We start from the raw sequence: 15,574 nt of genomic DNA, 5'->3' as shown, positions 1-15,574 counted from the left end.
TTTAAGCTTCTTTATATATTTCTAGTTCTAATTCTTTTATTGCTAATTCGTATTGTGGTTTCCCACCAAAGGCTTCAATCAATTCAACTGGCGTTCCTAATTCATTGATTGGTTTGAGTTTTAAAACCTCCATACTTTCAATCGTTAACAATCCATCATCGGCGTATTTTTCTAATAAATTAGACAAAACTTCTTGAGCTTTTGTGGAATATTTAGTAAAATAGTTTCGCTTTTTCACATTGTCTACCCTATCTTTTCTTGATAAAGCTGGCATTTCAAAAGCAATATGACAAATTAAATCGAATGGATCAAATTGCATACCTACTTCTTCTCGTAACGCATCAAAATAAATCCCTTTACTTTCTAACTCCTCAATAATGACTTTCTTTTTATCCGTACTGTTCCAAGCTTGAAGAAAATCATCTAAGGTTTCATATTGCTTTCCAATACTTTTCTTGGTGTAATCAATTATACTTTCTGTAATAATTCTGCCATCAACACCTAAATATTGTATTCTTTCGTTTATGATTTTTACTTCAACTCCTTGAATTATTTTTTTTATATACTTTGGTTTTGGTTCTTCAACCCCTTCAGCATCGGTCGGCTCGGGATACTCAGGCTCCGGAAAATCTGGGTCGTCAATTGTCACTGGCCCATCTGGTTCCGGGATATCAATAGGTCCGTCACCCTCTATTTCAATAATAGAAACTGGATCACCATCAAAGTCAGGGTCAGCAAAATGATGAGTTACATTTCTAAAATCCATAATGGTAAAGTAGGTTTTACCGTATTCTTCATTAATACGTGTCCCACGACCTATAATTTGTTTGAATTCTGTTGAAGAGCCAATATTGCTATCTAAGACAATTAATTTGCAGGTTTGAGCATCAACACCAGTTGTCATTAACTTTGAAGTAACTGCGATTACTGGATATTTTTCACTTGGATTTATGAAATTATCTAACTCCCGTTTTCCTTCTTCATTATCGCCTGTAATTTGCATTACATATTTATTGTCTTCCTTAACCAAATCTGCATTGGCATTAGCCAAAGCTGCTCTCATTCCTTCAGCGTGTTCAATATCGACACAAAACACAATGGTTTTATCAAAACGATTGTTCAGTTTAAGAAATTCAGTTATTTTATTAGCAACTAATTTTCTTCTGTTTTCAACTACAATATATCTATCGAAATCTTTTGTGTTGTATATTCTGTGCTCAACAATATTACCCTCTTTATCAGTAAATCCTTGAGGTGGTTGCCAACCTTCAGCATCAATATCTAATGTTACTTTAACTACTTTATAAGGTGCTAAGAAACCGTCATCTATTCCTTGTTTTAAAGAATAGGTGTAAATAGGATCACCAAAGTAATGGATATTCGACACCTGTTTTGTTTCTTTTGGTGTAGCAGTTAAACCAATATGCGTAGCTGAATTAAAATATTCTAAAATTTGGCGCCATTTGCTATCTTCTTTTACACTCCCTCTATGGCACTCATCTACAATAATTAAATCAAAATAATCAGGTGAAAAATCTTTGAAAGCATCAGGGATTTCTGGATTAGAATTACTCAATCCTTGGTAGAGTCCTAAGAATATATCAAATGCTTTATCGGCATTATCAATACCACGTTTATTGTTAGAAACCAAAAGATCTTTACCATCAACATTTATAACTTTCTTTTTTACCACCGTCATGGCATCTTTAAAATGACGAAAATCACCTCTTAATGTTTGGTCAACTAATGAAGTTCTATCTGCCAAAAAGAGAATTTTACGTTTGCTTTTACTTTTGAATAATCGATAGGCAATTTGGAAAGCAGTATAGGTTTTACCTGTTCCTGTTGCCATAACTAATAAAATTCGAGGTTGCCCTTTTGCAACGGCTTCAACAGTCCTGTTAATTGCTATTTGTTGGTAGTATCTTGGTTTTCTATCACTATCTGCAAAGTAATCTTGCAAAATTATTTTTTCTTCGGTTTCTGTTACAATCCCCTTGTATTTTTTATATTTTCCCCAAAGGACATCAGGTGAAGGAAATTCATTTAAAGGAAAAGTCTGTTCTATATCCCCATCCGTAATTGTTTTGTCATGAAAATGAAAACCATCACCATTACTACTAAATACAAAAGGAATATCCATTAAATTAGAATACTTCAACGCTTGTTGAATTCCTGACTTTATAGAAAGGTTATTTTCTTTTGCTTCAATAATTGCAACCGGAATTCCAGAAATATAAAGCACGTAATCAGCAAAAAGTTTCTTTCCTCTTGCAGTCATTTTACCTTTTACCCAAATACGCCCAGCAGTAATTGAATACTCTCTAATAATTTGAGTGTGTTCATCCCAACCCGCATTAATTATTGCAGGTGTTATAAACTTCTCTTTAATATCTGCTTCGGAAAATAATTTTTTGTTCATCCTTTTACGCTTTGAAGTATAATAAACTAAATATATTGGATTGCATACAAACATACTAAAAAGCAATGGAATGAAATTGAAGAAAACCGTAAACGGTCTGCTTATTTTATACCACTTCCATTCTGTTTAATTCGTTTTGATTGCACCTGTGTAAATAAACGATATTTTGTAGGATTTTACTATACCCACTTTTAATGATATTATGAATTTTTGTTCAGCTCTAATTATTATTTATTTTAAAATTTATATATTTGAAAAATCATTAAGAACTACAATTGAGTAGTAGCAACCTGCGACCACACGCGAAGGTGCTGAAACAATGAGCCTAAACTAAGGAAAAATTATGTTTAAAATACCACCATTTAATTTTGTAGCAACGCACGATTTGCAATCTAATAAAGCTAAAGACAACCTCTTTAAAATTTATTTAGATTTTGATATTGTGTTTTATAATTTGAGTTTTGATGCTCTTAAAGAAGTCAATACTGTTTATGAAGAACGAGACTTATACGACCAAAGTATAGCTGGTGTTAGTACTTTTTTGAAACTTCAAAAACCCAATAAAAAACAGTATGAGTATTATCCAGCTATTAATTACGAACGATTAAATATCAATCAAGAATATGCCATAATTACCTATTTTTTTTCGGGAGCTTTTTCAACAAGAACAATTGCTACAGTGCAAAATCTTACATTCGATAAAATAGAGATGTTTAAATATACCCAAGAATGATAATGATAACAAAATCAATAAAAACCTTTACAGCAATTATAACACTTGGTTTGGAAATCGGTTATAGTGAAGAACATTACAATAAAGATTATCTGATTAATGAACTTCAAGAATATCAAAAACAAAGAATTGATGAAGCAAATATATATTTAAGTGCATCTGTAAGTGAATGTAATATTGTGCTAAGTGGTCAAGACGAAAAGCATTTAAAACTTGAGTTTATTAACTACCCTAAATTCCCGTTAGAAATTGAGGTGTTTAAAGAAGAAATTATAAAATTGGGGTTACATCTGCTTAATAAAATGCAACAAAATAGAACAGTGATAGTGTTTCCAGACGAAACAATTATGCTGGAAATTGATGGAGCAATAGACCCAAGGATTTAAATAAAAAACATTAAACTATAATTATCTATGAAAACAACGATTACTAAACTTGCCACAGGTAGCATTGAGTTAGCATTTCCACTATTTCTATCCATGCTTTTGTTTGAATACGTTGATAAAAAGGAATCCACTGGTTATGGATACATCAATAATATATCAGACAATATTCCATATTTGCTTTCAGGGCTATTTTTTATGATTTTATGTCTTGAGTTTATAAGGAGGCGTAATTCTGAAAAAGATAAGTTTGTAGCTTTTAGGTATATTTATATCATAGTGATGGTAATTGCGTTTATACTTAGTCTAAAATATATTGGACTTATGTTTGAACCTAATGCAAGAAGATAATGCAATAACAATTATTCATTGAACAGAAGTGCCAACTTTATTGATGCGAAATTTCTAAGAATGCTTTTGGCAGTAGCTACTTTAGCTTGTACAAAACAATTAAAATAGCAAGATTAGACTATAGAGGCCTATTTCATTATTTTTTTATAAAAATAGGGGCGCTAAGGACTGTATATAAAGTATGGGGTAGGTGGTTGAAAAGGAAAACGATTTTTAAAACAACCACCCCCCTAGTTGAAAAATGTTTTTCTACGATTTGTTTTGAAATTTTATGTTGTTCACTGGTCGAGGGATTTTATACCCTGTATCAGTGATTTGTAACATTATAGTAAAACAGGCCAGTTAAGGTATTTTTATTCGCTTTTATATTGATGAATAGCAATGCCTGTCTAGGTTATTTACAGAATAACAAACTGTCACTTCTTTATGATAGTAATATTATAACTTAATACCTACTTTGTATAATTGAAAAACGTTATATAAGTTGAAGGAGATGAAAACTATCTTAACAGGAAAAAGACATTAATAGGTGTTTGTATCTATACTATCCATTTATTCTAAAATTTAAAACACAGCAACTATAATATACAAGAAATTTAAACATTGAAAAATGGCTTTATTTTGCGTGCTTTCTCTTTTGTCGGGCAATGGTCGGGCAAATACAATTAAAAAAAGCCTGTAATACTTGATAAACAAGTAATTACAGACTTTTTAAGTACCCGGAGCCGGAGTCGAACCGGCACGGTTTCCCACAGGTGTTTGAGACCAGCGCGTCTACCAATTCCGCCATCCGGGCTTAGCTAGACATGAAATAACAACAGTCATTTCAACGCAATAAAAGATGTGATTGTGTTTAAATCAACCATCAATTCCTTTAACACGGTGCAAATGTAAAAAATAATATTAAATGTTCTACTAAAAATACTTAATTTTTTCCTTTCAGAGTTGAATAAATTTTATAAATTTGCACCTCGGTAAAACGAAACACACTAACTAACTACAAAACAACAAATTAATGTCACACCTAGAACCAGAAGCTAAAATTTTTGCTTGTTCACAAAGTGTCTATCTTGCAGAAAAAATAGCAGAGCAATACGGAATCCCATTAGGGAAAGTCACCATGTCAAAATACAGCGACGGTGAATTTCAGCCTTCATATGAAGAGTCTATCAGAGGATTACGTGTTTTTATTGTTTGTTCGACTTTTCCAAATGCAGATAATTTGATGGAATTGTTATTAATGATTGACGCTGCAAAACGTGCTTCGGCAAGACATATAACTGCAGTAATTCCTTATTTTGGATGGGCAAGACAAGACAGAAAAGACAAGCCTAGAGTTCCGATAGGGGCAAAATTGACAGCGAAATTATTAGAAAGCGCTGGGGCAACACGAGTAATGACAATGGATTTGCACGCCGATCAAATTCAAGGATTCTTTGAAAAACCGGTGGATCATCTTTTTGCTTCAACTATCTTTTTACCTTATGTAGAAAGTTTAGGTTTAGACAATTTGACTATTGCATCACCTGATATGGGAGGTTCTAAAAGAGCGTATGCCTATTCTAAATTTTTAAATTCAGATGTGGTTATCTGTTACAAACAGAGAAAAGCCGCCAATGTGATTGACACGATGGAATTAATTGGTGAGGTTAAAGGTAGAAATGTAATCTTAGTAGATGACATGATTGATACCGGAGGCACTTTGGCGAAAGCCGCCGATTTAATGATAGAAAAAGGAGCTTTGAGCGTAAGAGCAATTTGTACCCACGCTATTTTATCTGGCGAGGCTTACGAAAAAATTGAAAACTCAAAATTGAGCGAATTAATAGTTACCGATTCTATTCCGTTGAAGAAAGAATCAAACAAAATAAGAGTGTTGAGTTGTGCGCCTCTTTTTGCTGAAGTTATGCACATGGTGCACCACAACAATTCCATTAGTGGAAAGTTTATAATGTAAGACACAAGTCTTAAAGTTATAAAATCATGCCGATAGCCAAAAACTAAAGGCCAAACAAGTAATATTATTTAATAACTATATTTTTTTTACAATGAAATCGATTACAATTAAAGGATCAGAAAGAGAAAGCGTGGGTAAAGTAGCAACTAAAGCCCTACGTAATGCTGGATTGGTTCCTTGCGTATTATACGGAGGAAATCAGGCAGTTCATTTCTCAGCAGAAGTTATGGCTTTCAAAAACTTGGTTTACACTCCAAACGCTCACACAGTTGAGATCGATCTTGGAAAAGGAAAATCATTTAACGCTATTTTACAAGACATTCAGGTTCACCCGGTGTCTGACAAGATTTTACATATTGACTTCTTTCAAATTTTTGATGACAAAGAAATCACTATGGAAGTTCCAGTAAAAATCGTTGGTAACTCTAAAGGAGTTATGGCAGGTGGAGATTTACGTTTGAACAACCGTAAATTAAGAGTAAAAGCATTACCGAAAAATCTTCCAGATTTCGTTGAAGCTGACATTACACCACTTGACATGGGTAACAAATTATACGTTACTAAAGTACCTACTCCAAACTTCAAAATCATGCACCCAGACAATACAGTTATTTGTCAAGTGAAGATTTCTCGTGCGGCTATGAAAGCAGCTCAAGAAGCAGCAAAAGCAGCAAAAGCTCCTGCAAAAGGAAAGAAAAAATAATATTTTTTCAATCATTCAAGAAAGCATCAGTTGTAAAACTGGTGCTTTTTTTATTTAATCTGAACTCGTTTCAGATTCTATTCAGGAGCACAGCTATCCATTTTCACAACAACTCATCTCCTGCTGTATGTTACAATCTTTTTATCCAGAAACAAGTTCAGGATAAAAAGGATTTCCACTCCCATCAGGGCTATCCAGAAATATTTTCTTGGCAATAACGATTTTCGAAAATCTAATAGTCCAATACTCTAATTAAGTTTATTTTTGCAACATGATAAAATGGATTTCAAATTTATTCTCATCAACAAACACAGATGACAATACGGATTATATAAAACCAGAGGTTCACAAACACCAAAAAAACAATATAGAAAGCGTGAGTAATAAATTTTTAATAGTTGGACTCGGTAACATTGGTGCCGAATATGTAAACACACGTCACAACATAGGATTTAAAGTAGTCGATTTTTTGGCTCGTAAAGAAGGAATTTCTTTCGAAACTGTAAAACTGGGTTCCCTTGCTCAATACAAATTTAAAGGAAAAACTTTTTTTATTTTAAAACCAAACACGTACATGAATTTGAGCGGAAAAGCAGTGAAATATTGGATGGATAAAGAAAATATCCCTTTGGAAAATATTTTTGTGATTACCGATGATTTGAATCTTTCCTTTGGAACCATCCGCATTAAACCGAAAGGAAGTGATGGCGGACACAACGGGTTAAAGAACATCAATCTGGTCCTGAATACGCAAAACTACACTAGATTCCGTTTTGGAATCAGCGACGAATTCAAAAAAGGAAAACAAGTTGACTATGTTCTTGGCGAATGGGATGACACAGAAAAACTGGCACTTCCTGAACGATTAGAACTGGCCTCGGAGATTATAAAATCATTTGGAGCCGCAGGGCTGGAAAATACGATGACCACATTTAACGGGAAATAAAATCGGTACACTCCTGACCATTAATCAAATGGATTTTGAATTAATTTGTATTACACGATAATAATAATTAATTTTAATGCATCTTTATTAATTATCAGAAAAATTGACCTCTTATATCAAAATTTTTTTAGATAAAACCAACGAGCTTATAACATGAAAAAAATTACTTTTATACTCCTACTTTCCCTTTTTTTTTCAGCCAATTATTCGTTTGCTCAAGTAAATAATTCAACTGAAGTCATCCTTTTTGGTAAAAAGAAAATCATCAAACAAGGTTCTTTCATTCGTTGCGCAACTACAGAATACGAAGAGTATTTAAAGTCCAAAAATCCGAATAGATTATCTACTTCTGAATTTGAACAATGGATTGCTCCAAAAATTACAATTGAAAAAGAAAAAATAAAAAACACCTCTAAAGGATTAAGACAAAACGCTGTCATAACAATTCCGGTTGTAGTTCACGTTATTCATAATGGAAACCTGATAGGTTCCGAGGAAAACATATTTGACCAACAAGTAATCTCGCAAATTCAAGTACTGAACGAAGATTTTAGAAAAAAATCAGGAACTCCAGGTTTTAACACCAATCCTGTTGGAGCCGATGTTGAAATTGAATTCGCGCTTGCAAAACGGGATCCTTCGGGAATTTTATCAAATGGAATAAACCGTGTAGACTTAGGAAAAGAAAGCTGGTCAACTGATGAGATTGATGCTATTGTAAAACCTCAGACACAATGGAATCCTGAAAAATATCTTAACATTTGGGTCGTTAAATTCACGGGAAACAATCTTTTAGGATATGCACAATTTCCAAACGCATCCGGCTTACCGGGAATAAATGCCAATGAAGGTCCAGCTAACACTGATGGAGTTGTAATAGGTTATGCCTTTTTTGGTTCATCAAGCTACTTTCCAGGAGGAACATACGTAACTGATTATGACAAAGGCAGAACAACCTCACATGAAGTAGGACATTGGCTTGGACTAAGACATATTTGGGGAGATGGAGATTGTACGGTAGATGATTTTTGCGCGGACACTCCAAATGCAGGTCAAGAAAATCAAGGGTGTCCGGTAGGAGTTGATTCCTGCCCAACATCGCCAGGGTTTGACATGATTGAAAATTATATGGACTATACGAATGATGCCTGCATGAACATATTCACAGCAGACCAAAAAACTCGTATGATAACCGTTATGAACAATTCCACAAGAAGAGTTTCGTTAAAAACTTCTGATGCGCTTGTTCCAGGAGTCACTTTTAGCAATGATGCCTCAACTATGATTGTAACTCTAAATATTAACTGCAGTAAAAATTTCTCGCCAGTCGTAAAAATCACAAATAAAGGAACCTCTCCTTTAACCCAAGCGTCCATACAATATGGCATTGATAATCAAAACTTACAAACTTATAACTGGACTGGTAATCTTACCAATAATCAATCACAAGACATTACTTTAAGCAGCTTAACTACAACGGTAGGGAGCCATAATTTTAGTTCCACCATAACTAGTGTAAATGGAACGACTGATCAAAACGCTTCTAATAACAGTAGTACAATTAATTTTGAGATTGCAGACAATGTAAACTACTCGTCTAATACCATAAATTTTTCCCTGCAACTTGACCATTACGGCTCAGAAACTACATGGAAACTAACAAACACCGCAGGAGTCATATTGTATGAAGGCGGACCGTATACGGATACCGATAATGAAACTGGACCATTGCCAGCACTAATAACCACCAGTTTTAACCTTGCTAGTAATGACTGTTATACTTTTTCAATTTTTGACAGTCAAGACGATGGTATTTGTTGTGAATACGGAGCGGGATCTTATGTTTTAAATACTCCTACAGGCGAGGTTATTGCATCAGGAGATGCTTTTGGAGGAGGCGAAACAACTAAGTTCAGCATCAATTCACTATCAACTAATGACGTTAAAAACTTAAATTCAGTTTATCTCTATCCAAATCCAACCTCTAACCTATTGAACATCGTTGTTGAAAATAAATTAGACACTCCCGAAGCTTACACTATTATTAACAGCTTAGGTCAAATAATAAAATCGAAAAAAATCGAATCAGCAGAAGACCTTAGTGTAAATATTTCTAACTTATCGCAAGGCATTTATTTTTTAAAATTATCGAAAAATCAATCCGAAACCAATACAATTCGGTTTATTAAAAAATAAAAAACATAAAATGAGCTAAAAAAGGATTGAAGTTTTCAATCCTTTTTTAGTTATATCGATTGGATACCTTAAATTTGCACTATTATAAAACACTTGCTTTGAAGATTTTCCATTCTATAAACGATTTCAGCTCCACAAAAAAAACGATTCTAACCTTAGGCACTTTTGACGGAGTACACATTGGGCATAAAAAAATCCTAAAAAAATTAACCCAAAACACTGAAAATCAAAAATACGAAAGCTTAGTTCTTACTTTTTTTCCTCATCCCAGAATGGTCTTACAAGAGCATTCTGACATAAAACTACTCAATACCATAGACGAAAAAATAGATTTGCTAGAAAAGATTGGTATTGAAAACCTTGTTATCCATCCTTTTGACGAAGCTTTTTCGAGACTAACCGCCGAAGAGTTTGTGAGTAACATTCTTGTTGATCGATTTCATATCCAAAAAATAGTTATTGGTCACGACCATCGATTTGGAAGAAATCGAACAGCTAACATCGATGATCTTATCGCTTATGGAAAAGAATATGGTTTTGAAGTAGAACAAATATCAGTTCAGGAAATCAATGACATTTCGGTAAGCTCTACAAAAATCAGAAATGCGCTATTAGAAGGTGATATGGCTTTGGCCAATGATTATTTAGGATACAATTACTTTCTAACCGGAAGTATTATCCAAGGAAAACAATTAGGAAGAACAATCGGTTTTCCTACTGCCAACTTAAAAATCGAAGAAAACTACAAACTGATTCCGCAAAACGGAGTTTATATTGTAAAAAGCATAATTGATGGACAAAGTGTTTTTGGAATGATGAACATTGGATTCAATCCTACTGTTAATGGACAAAAACAATCTATTGAAATTCATTATTTTGACTTTAATGCTGATTTATACAATCAAAAAATCAGCGTTTCAATACTGCAAAGGATTCGTTCAGAACAAAAATTTGAATCTGTTGACCTCCTAAAAGAACAACTTGAGAAAGACAAAAAAATGGCACTCGAGTTCTTAAATAAATTTTAATTCTGAATAAAAATCTTTTATATTTTCATAAAACATTGCTATTTTTTCTGTAAATTTGATTGTAATATACTGTTTATCATAAAGGTGTAATTTTTAAATTTTAAAACTGGCCATATGAAACTACCGAAAGAATTATTGAACGGATTTATTATTTTCATTGGAATTGGACTTTATTTCTTATTAATGGAGGCTTTAGGTCTTGCTGATTTATATTATTTACGTCTGATTAATGTGCTGTTTGTATTTTACGGAACCCAAAGAACCTTAAAATCAAATTTTGCTGAAGGTAAAACTATATTGGTTTCCAATGCAGTTTCAGCATTAATCACTTCACTTACAGGAATATTTTTAAGCATCATTGGACTGATAATTTACAGCTTTTCAAAGGGAGGCGATGCCTATGTAAGCTCATTGTCAAAAACCTTTTTATTTGGAGGAAATCCATCCGTAATGACATATTCTATTTCCTTGTTATTTGAAGGAATAGTATCGGCCGTAATTGTTACATTCATGCTAATGCTGTATTGGGACACCCGTTACGCTTCAGACAAACACCAAAATTGATTGAATCTATTTTACTTTTAGACCTTAAAGAAGAAATAATTCATAGCTGTAATAAAAGAATATAGAACAAATATTTCACTGAAAAAACACCAAAAGTATTTATCGAAAAACGATAAATAACACCATTATATAGCAATAGATTTCAAAAAAGAACACTCTTTTCACTTCACATCTCTATTCTATTGCATAATGAAGTTTGTTTTTTAATTTTTAAAAACGAATCGTATGAAACTACCAAAAGAGTTATTAAACGGAGGAATTATTTTCATTGGAATTGGAGCATATTTTTTACTCATGAATGCACTCGGCTATGCTGATTTGTTTTATTTGCGTCTTTTGAATGTGTTTTTTGTGTTTTACGGTGTCAACAGAACAATTGAAATGAACATCAATGAAGGTAAAAAAAACTTTGTTGACAATGCAGTTTCGGCAATGATAACTTCACTAATAGGTGTCTTTTTAAGCATCATAGGATTAGTGACTTACAGCTACATGAATGGAGGCGACGCCTATGTAAAATCCTTACCAATGACTTTTTTATTTGGCGGAAACCCTTCGGTAAATACTTATTCGATTTGCTTACTTTTTGAAGGAATAGCCTCTTCAGTAATTGTTACTATGTTGCTAATGTTATATTGGAACAACCGTCATATAACTGATTAACTTAGCTATTGCATTGCTTCTTTAGAACAATTTAACTACTTTTGGTCCATCAAAAAATCGCATCGATGAGTATTACAAAACACAATTGGACGAAAGACGAAATTATCGCAATATATAATAAACCTATGATGGATTTGCTTTTGAAGCAGCTTCTATACATAGAGAACACCATGACCCTAATGTGGTTCAGGTTTCGACATTATTATCCATAAAAACTGGTGGATGTCCTGAGGATTGTGGCTATTGCCCACAAGCAGCAAGATACCACACTGAAATTGAAGGCAATGATTTAATGTCAGTTAGCCAAGTGAAAGCGCAAGCTTTACGCGCAAAATCAAGCGGATCTTCACGTGTATGCATGGGAGCAGCTTGGAGAAACGTAAAAGACGGCCCTGAATTTGACCAAGTGCTTGAAATGGTCCGTACCATAAACAAACTGGATATGGAAGTGTGCTGTACCCTTGGAATGATTACCGAAAACCAAGCGCACCGACTGGCGGAAGCAGGTTTATATGCCTACAACCACAATTTAGACACTTCAGAAGAATATTATAAAGAAGTAATTTCAACACGCGGATTTGAAGACCGTTTGCAAACCATAGAGAATGTTCGTAAAACGAATGTTACTGTTTGTAGCGGGGGAATAATTGGTATGGGGGAAAGCATCGAAGACAGAGCAGGAATGCTTGTAGCACTTTCTACATTAAACCCACAACCTGAATCTGTGCCAATCAATGCATTGGTAGCTGTTGAAGGAACTCCGATGGAAGAAGAAAAACCGGTAGAAATCTGGGAAATGATTCGAATGGTAGCCACCACGAGAATTATCATGCCTGAAACTCAAGTACGTTTATCAGCCGGAAGAATGAATATGAGCCGCGAAGGTCAAGCCATGTGTTTCTTTGCTGGTGCCAATTCTATTTTTGCAGGAGATAAATTATTAACTACTCCAAATCCTGATGTAAACGAAGACATGAAAATGTTTGAAATGTTAGGTTTAAATCCACAAAAACCATTTACAAAAGTTTCTCAGCCACAAACCGTTGAAGCTGAAGATTCTCAATTTGCACCATTGGGAGAAAAACCAAAATGGTCAAGACCAGGGCATACTATTGAAAGAAATCTTGAAGCATCCGGTAAAGAAAAATAAATATCGATTCAAATAACACAAAAACCATCTGTTTTGAACAGATGGTTTTTTTTATCCCAATATTTTAATAAACTACCTTTCTTACAACTGAATGACCATTTTGTAAAACTATATTTATCACTAATGCCTGATGATTCGACGCCAAATTAAGTAACGAGAAATCAATATCATTTATATTATTCCTTTGATATATTTTTCTTCCAGCCAAATCATATATTGAAATTTCATCGATGAACTCTTTAGTAGAATTCACTTGTAATTGTTTGTTTTCATTGAACACTAAAACTGATTCTTTATCTTTTCAAGTTCATTCAAAGCCAAAGTTTTATCGGTAAAACGCAATACAAAACGATCATTAAAAATTCCCACAGCAGTATTAAAAGTTAGATTTTCATTCTTTAAATTAAACAATATTGTTGTTGAATTTATCCTCAACAAAAACATTTTGGCGCGCTAATAATTCATCCACTTGATCGATTTTAATCGTAAAAGCACCCGCTATCGTAGTCGTAAACCCTAATTTAACTTCGTCAGTTTCTTCAAATGGCAAAGCCCTGCCTTGAATTGCCAAATTCTTATCTTGAATAATACTGTAAAAGTCTAAATATTCATTGCCATTAAAACTTTCACCATCAAAAGAATTATCAAAATCATCAGTCGCCCCAGTTGCATAACCCAGTAATATTTGTTTGAAAGCGCCTTCACTATTATATAAATCCAACCAAATGCGATGTCTCTCTATCTCATTTGTTTTTGCTTTTTTGGTCGTATTTAATTTAAAAAAACTTGAATTCTGCCCAATTATTCGCATACTATTATTGAATTTTACAATTCCGCCACCATTGATAGCAGTGACAAAAAAAGCTTGAGCAGAAAGCAATTTTTGCCATCTGGCTTTGTATTATTAACGCCTGAACTCAAAGACGCACTCGTACCAACACCTCCTAATGAATTATAAACCGCATAATCATCCGAAGTATATACATTATTATTAATCGCAGTATTATGCGTCCAGAAGTAAATGGTTCCCTCTAAAATTCCATTATTTGCATTGATAAATAAATTGGCATCAATCGCTGAAGGATATGGATTCCCAATAAGATTCGACGTATCTGTAGCACCAACTGGAATTGATACCAATCCATTGTTAGGAACACCAACAAACACTGCTTCATGATACCCTTTAACTGCACCCGAAAAAGATTCTGGACCACGGATAATATATCCTTTACCAACCGTCATTGCAGTTGTTGAAAGCTCATTGAACCATGAATCTGATGAAGCATCAAAAGAATAAAACTTGTCCAAAGGTGTATTTGGAGACACATCAATCAATTTTTGAATTTAAAACCGGAGAAGACCAATACGTATAATCTGTTTCAGGATTGGTGTCGTTTTTCTTTTTAACTGAATAATTCCTGTATTGCTGACCTGATCCTCGGATTGATAAAGTGCCGCATTGTTTTCTAAAATCAACGTGCCTAAACCCGAATAATCAAAAACTATCCCAGAGTATTTCCGTCTGGAACAGTAACCGTATTTCCCCAAACTAATTGAACAAGAACAGGAATTTACGGAAGCAAGTGAGCTGTAATTACCATTGAAAATTAATGTTCTTTCAACTGATGGCAGCCCATTACTCCATGCAATCCCGTTCCATACAGAACTTTGTACACAGTTTAATTCGGCTACACGATGCTTTGTTATTCCAGAAACAGAATTGAAACTTCCTCCAATAATTACTTTATTATTTGGCGTAAAACAAGTGCTAAACAGCGTACCGTTTAAGTTTACGGAAAAAGCAGTGTCATAAACTCCCGAAGAAAGCAATCTCAGCATTCGTTTTACAGCAATTCCATTATAAGTGCCGAGAAAGTTCCGCCAAGTAAAACCCGGTCATCCGGCTGGACCAAAATAGTTCTAATCTCTCCATTACTAAAACCTGCTCCTGATGCAAAAGTGGCATCCAGACTTCCCGTTGCTATTCAGCCTCAGAATTCTTTTTGCGGAAGCACCTCCATAACTTAAAAATGTTCCACCAACAATCAATTTATTATCAGACTGTAAGGCAATTGCATATACATTTTTATCAAAGCCAATGCCAACAGAAAAACCGGAATCAATACTTCCGTCAGTATTCAAAACGAATCATTCGATTATAAGAAACTCCATTAAAAGTAGCAAAAACGTTCCCCCTAAAACTATTTTTCCATCCGGTCTGCAACAAGACCGCTTCTACTATAGCATCTGCACCTAAACCTGTATTGAAAGTGAAATCAAGAATTCCATTAGGCAATAAACGGGCAATTCTATTCACCAAAATCCCATTATAACTTGTGAAATTTCCAGCAATAATTAATTTTTCCATCTGGCTGCAATGCGAGCGCATTAGATTTGATTATTTGAGCCTAATCCCGTGATAAAAAGTGGGATCTTAAAGTCCGTCAGGAAGATTCTGGTTATTCTATTTGCAAGTAC

At 33.9% G+C, this 15,574-nt stretch carries 17 protein-coding genes, 1 tRNA gene, 1 pseudogene and 1 riboswitch; of the genes and pseudogenes, 11 read left to right on the top strand and 8 right to left on the bottom strand.

Annotated features, from left to right (window positions below; translation table 11 throughout):
• Position 1: 1 nt before the first annotated feature.
• The gene (hsdR, locus tag C8C87_RS00095) at positions 2 to 2,422 is read right to left on the bottom strand and encodes an EcoAI/FtnUII family type I restriction enzme subunit R (RefSeq protein ID WP_121340698.1); all 2,421 of its coding nucleotides are present in this window, start codon (positions 2,420 to 2,422) and stop codon (positions 2 to 4) included.
• A 254-nt stretch (positions 2,423 to 2,676) separates the two neighbouring features.
• Positions 2,677 to 2,774, top strand: a riboswitch (SAM-I-IV-variant riboswitch).
• On the opposite strand from hsdR, the gene C8C87_RS00090 reads away from it, so the two are divergent.
• From C8C87_RS00090 to C8C87_RS00080, 3 genes are all read left to right on the top strand, one after another.
• Complete coding sequence (locus C8C87_RS00090) at positions 2,766 to 3,155, top strand: hypothetical protein (RefSeq protein WP_121340697.1); 390 nt, start codon at positions 2,766 to 2,768, stop codon at positions 3,153 to 3,155. Its footprint overlaps the riboswitch before it by 9 nt.
• Positions 3,152 to 3,541, top strand: a complete 390-nt coding sequence (locus C8C87_RS00085; RefSeq protein ID WP_199716361.1) for a hypothetical protein — start codon at positions 3,152 to 3,154, stop codon at positions 3,539 to 3,541. Before C8C87_RS00090 ends, C8C87_RS00085 begins: the two co-directional genes overlap by 4 nt.
• Positions 3,542 to 3,568: 27 nt before the next feature.
• Positions 3,569 to 3,889 (top strand): hypothetical protein, encoded by a 321-nt coding sequence (locus tag C8C87_RS00080; protein WP_121340696.1) that lies wholly within the window; start codon positions 3,569 to 3,571, stop codon positions 3,887 to 3,889.
• 716 nt (positions 3,890 to 4,605) lie between these two features.
• Here the strand turns inward: C8C87_RS00080 and C8C87_RS00075 are convergent.
• A tRNA-Leu gene (locus C8C87_RS00075) sits at positions 4,606 to 4,685 on the bottom strand.
• 219 nt (positions 4,686 to 4,904) lie between these two features.
• On the opposite strand from C8C87_RS00075, the gene C8C87_RS00070 reads away from it, so the two are divergent.
• From C8C87_RS00070 to bioB, 8 genes and pseudogenes are all read left to right on the top strand, one after another.
• Positions 4,905 to 5,846 (top strand): ribose-phosphate pyrophosphokinase, encoded by a 942-nt coding sequence (locus tag C8C87_RS00070; RefSeq protein ID WP_099713818.1) that lies wholly within the window; start codon positions 4,905 to 4,907, stop codon positions 5,844 to 5,846.
• Positions 5,847 to 5,937: 91 nt separating this feature from the next.
• Complete coding sequence (locus C8C87_RS00065; protein ID WP_099713819.1) at positions 5,938 to 6,549, top strand: 50S ribosomal protein L25/general stress protein Ctc; 612 nt, start codon at positions 5,938 to 5,940, stop codon at positions 6,547 to 6,549.
• Between the two features lie 271 nt (positions 6,550 to 6,820).
• The gene (pth, locus tag C8C87_RS00060; protein ID WP_121340695.1) at positions 6,821 to 7,495 is read left to right on the top strand and encodes an aminoacyl-tRNA hydrolase; all 675 of its coding nucleotides are present in this window, start codon (positions 6,821 to 6,823) and stop codon (positions 7,493 to 7,495) included.
• A gap of 153 nt (positions 7,496 to 7,648) precedes the next feature.
• Complete coding sequence (locus tag C8C87_RS00055; protein ID WP_121340694.1) at positions 7,649 to 9,691, top strand: T9SS type A sorting domain-containing protein; 2,043 nt, start codon at positions 7,649 to 7,651, stop codon at positions 9,689 to 9,691.
• 98 nt (positions 9,692 to 9,789) lie between these two features.
• Entirely contained in the window at positions 9,790 to 10,719 is a 930-nt protein-coding gene (locus tag C8C87_RS00050) for a bifunctional riboflavin kinase/FAD synthetase (RefSeq protein ID WP_121343242.1), read from the top strand.
• Positions 10,720 to 10,833: 114 nt separating this feature from the next.
• Complete coding sequence (locus tag C8C87_RS00045; RefSeq protein ID WP_121340693.1) at positions 10,834 to 11,283, top strand: hypothetical protein; 450 nt, start codon at positions 10,834 to 10,836, stop codon at positions 11,281 to 11,283.
• 225 nt (positions 11,284 to 11,508) lie between these two features.
• Positions 11,509 to 11,946, top strand: a complete 438-nt coding sequence (locus C8C87_RS00040; protein ID WP_099713822.1) for a hypothetical protein — start codon at positions 11,509 to 11,511, stop codon at positions 11,944 to 11,946.
• Positions 11,947 to 12,011: 65 nt separating this feature from the next.
• Positions 12,012 to 13,096, top strand: a pseudogene (gene bioB / locus C8C87_RS00035) (biotin synthase BioB).
• A gap of 64 nt (positions 13,097 to 13,160) precedes the next feature.
• On the opposite strand, the gene C8C87_RS15970 reads toward bioB, so the two are convergent.
• The 6 genes from C8C87_RS15970 to C8C87_RS00005 all read right to left on the bottom strand — a co-directional run bounded on the left by C8C87_RS15970 (position 13,161) and on the right by C8C87_RS00005 (position 15,464).
• Positions 13,161 to 13,349, bottom strand: coding sequence for a T9SS sorting signal type C domain-containing protein (locus C8C87_RS15970; protein ID WP_158589723.1), 189 nt, complete (start codon positions 13,347 to 13,349; stop codon positions 13,161 to 13,163).
• 150 nt (positions 13,350 to 13,499) lie between these two features.
• Positions 13,500 to 13,907, bottom strand: a complete 408-nt coding sequence (locus C8C87_RS00025; protein ID WP_121340691.1) for a hypothetical protein — start codon at positions 13,905 to 13,907, stop codon at positions 13,500 to 13,502.
• 14 nt (positions 13,908 to 13,921) lie between these two features.
• Positions 13,922 to 14,422 carry a hypothetical protein gene (locus C8C87_RS00020; protein ID WP_147402351.1) on the bottom strand — a complete coding sequence of 167 codons (501 nt, stop codon included), beginning with the start codon at positions 14,420 to 14,422 and terminating at the stop codon, positions 13,922 to 13,924.
• A gap of 18 nt (positions 14,423 to 14,440) precedes the next feature.
• On the bottom strand, positions 14,441 to 14,935 hold the full coding sequence (locus tag C8C87_RS00015) for a hypothetical protein (protein WP_121340689.1): 495 nt from the start codon (positions 14,933 to 14,935) through the stop codon (positions 14,441 to 14,443).
• 96 nt (positions 14,936 to 15,031) lie between these two features.
• Positions 15,032 to 15,145 (bottom strand): delta-60 repeat domain-containing protein, encoded by a 114-nt coding sequence (locus C8C87_RS15965; protein WP_369869851.1) that lies wholly within the window; start codon positions 15,143 to 15,145, stop codon positions 15,032 to 15,034.
• Positions 15,146 to 15,227: 82 nt separating this feature from the next.
• Positions 15,228 to 15,464 carry a delta-60 repeat domain-containing protein gene (locus C8C87_RS00005; RefSeq protein ID WP_158589722.1) on the bottom strand — a complete coding sequence of 79 codons (237 nt, stop codon included), beginning with the start codon at positions 15,462 to 15,464 and terminating at the stop codon, positions 15,228 to 15,230.
• Positions 15,465 to 15,574: the final 110 nt, after the last annotated feature.

Origin of the sequence: Flavobacterium sp. 120 (genome assembly GCF_003633605.1) — a bacterium.
GTDB classification, from domain to species: Bacteria; Bacteroidota; Bacteroidia; order Flavobacteriales; family Flavobacteriaceae; genus Flavobacterium; species Flavobacterium algoritolerans.
This window is presented reverse-complemented; position numbering and strand designations above follow the sequence as displayed.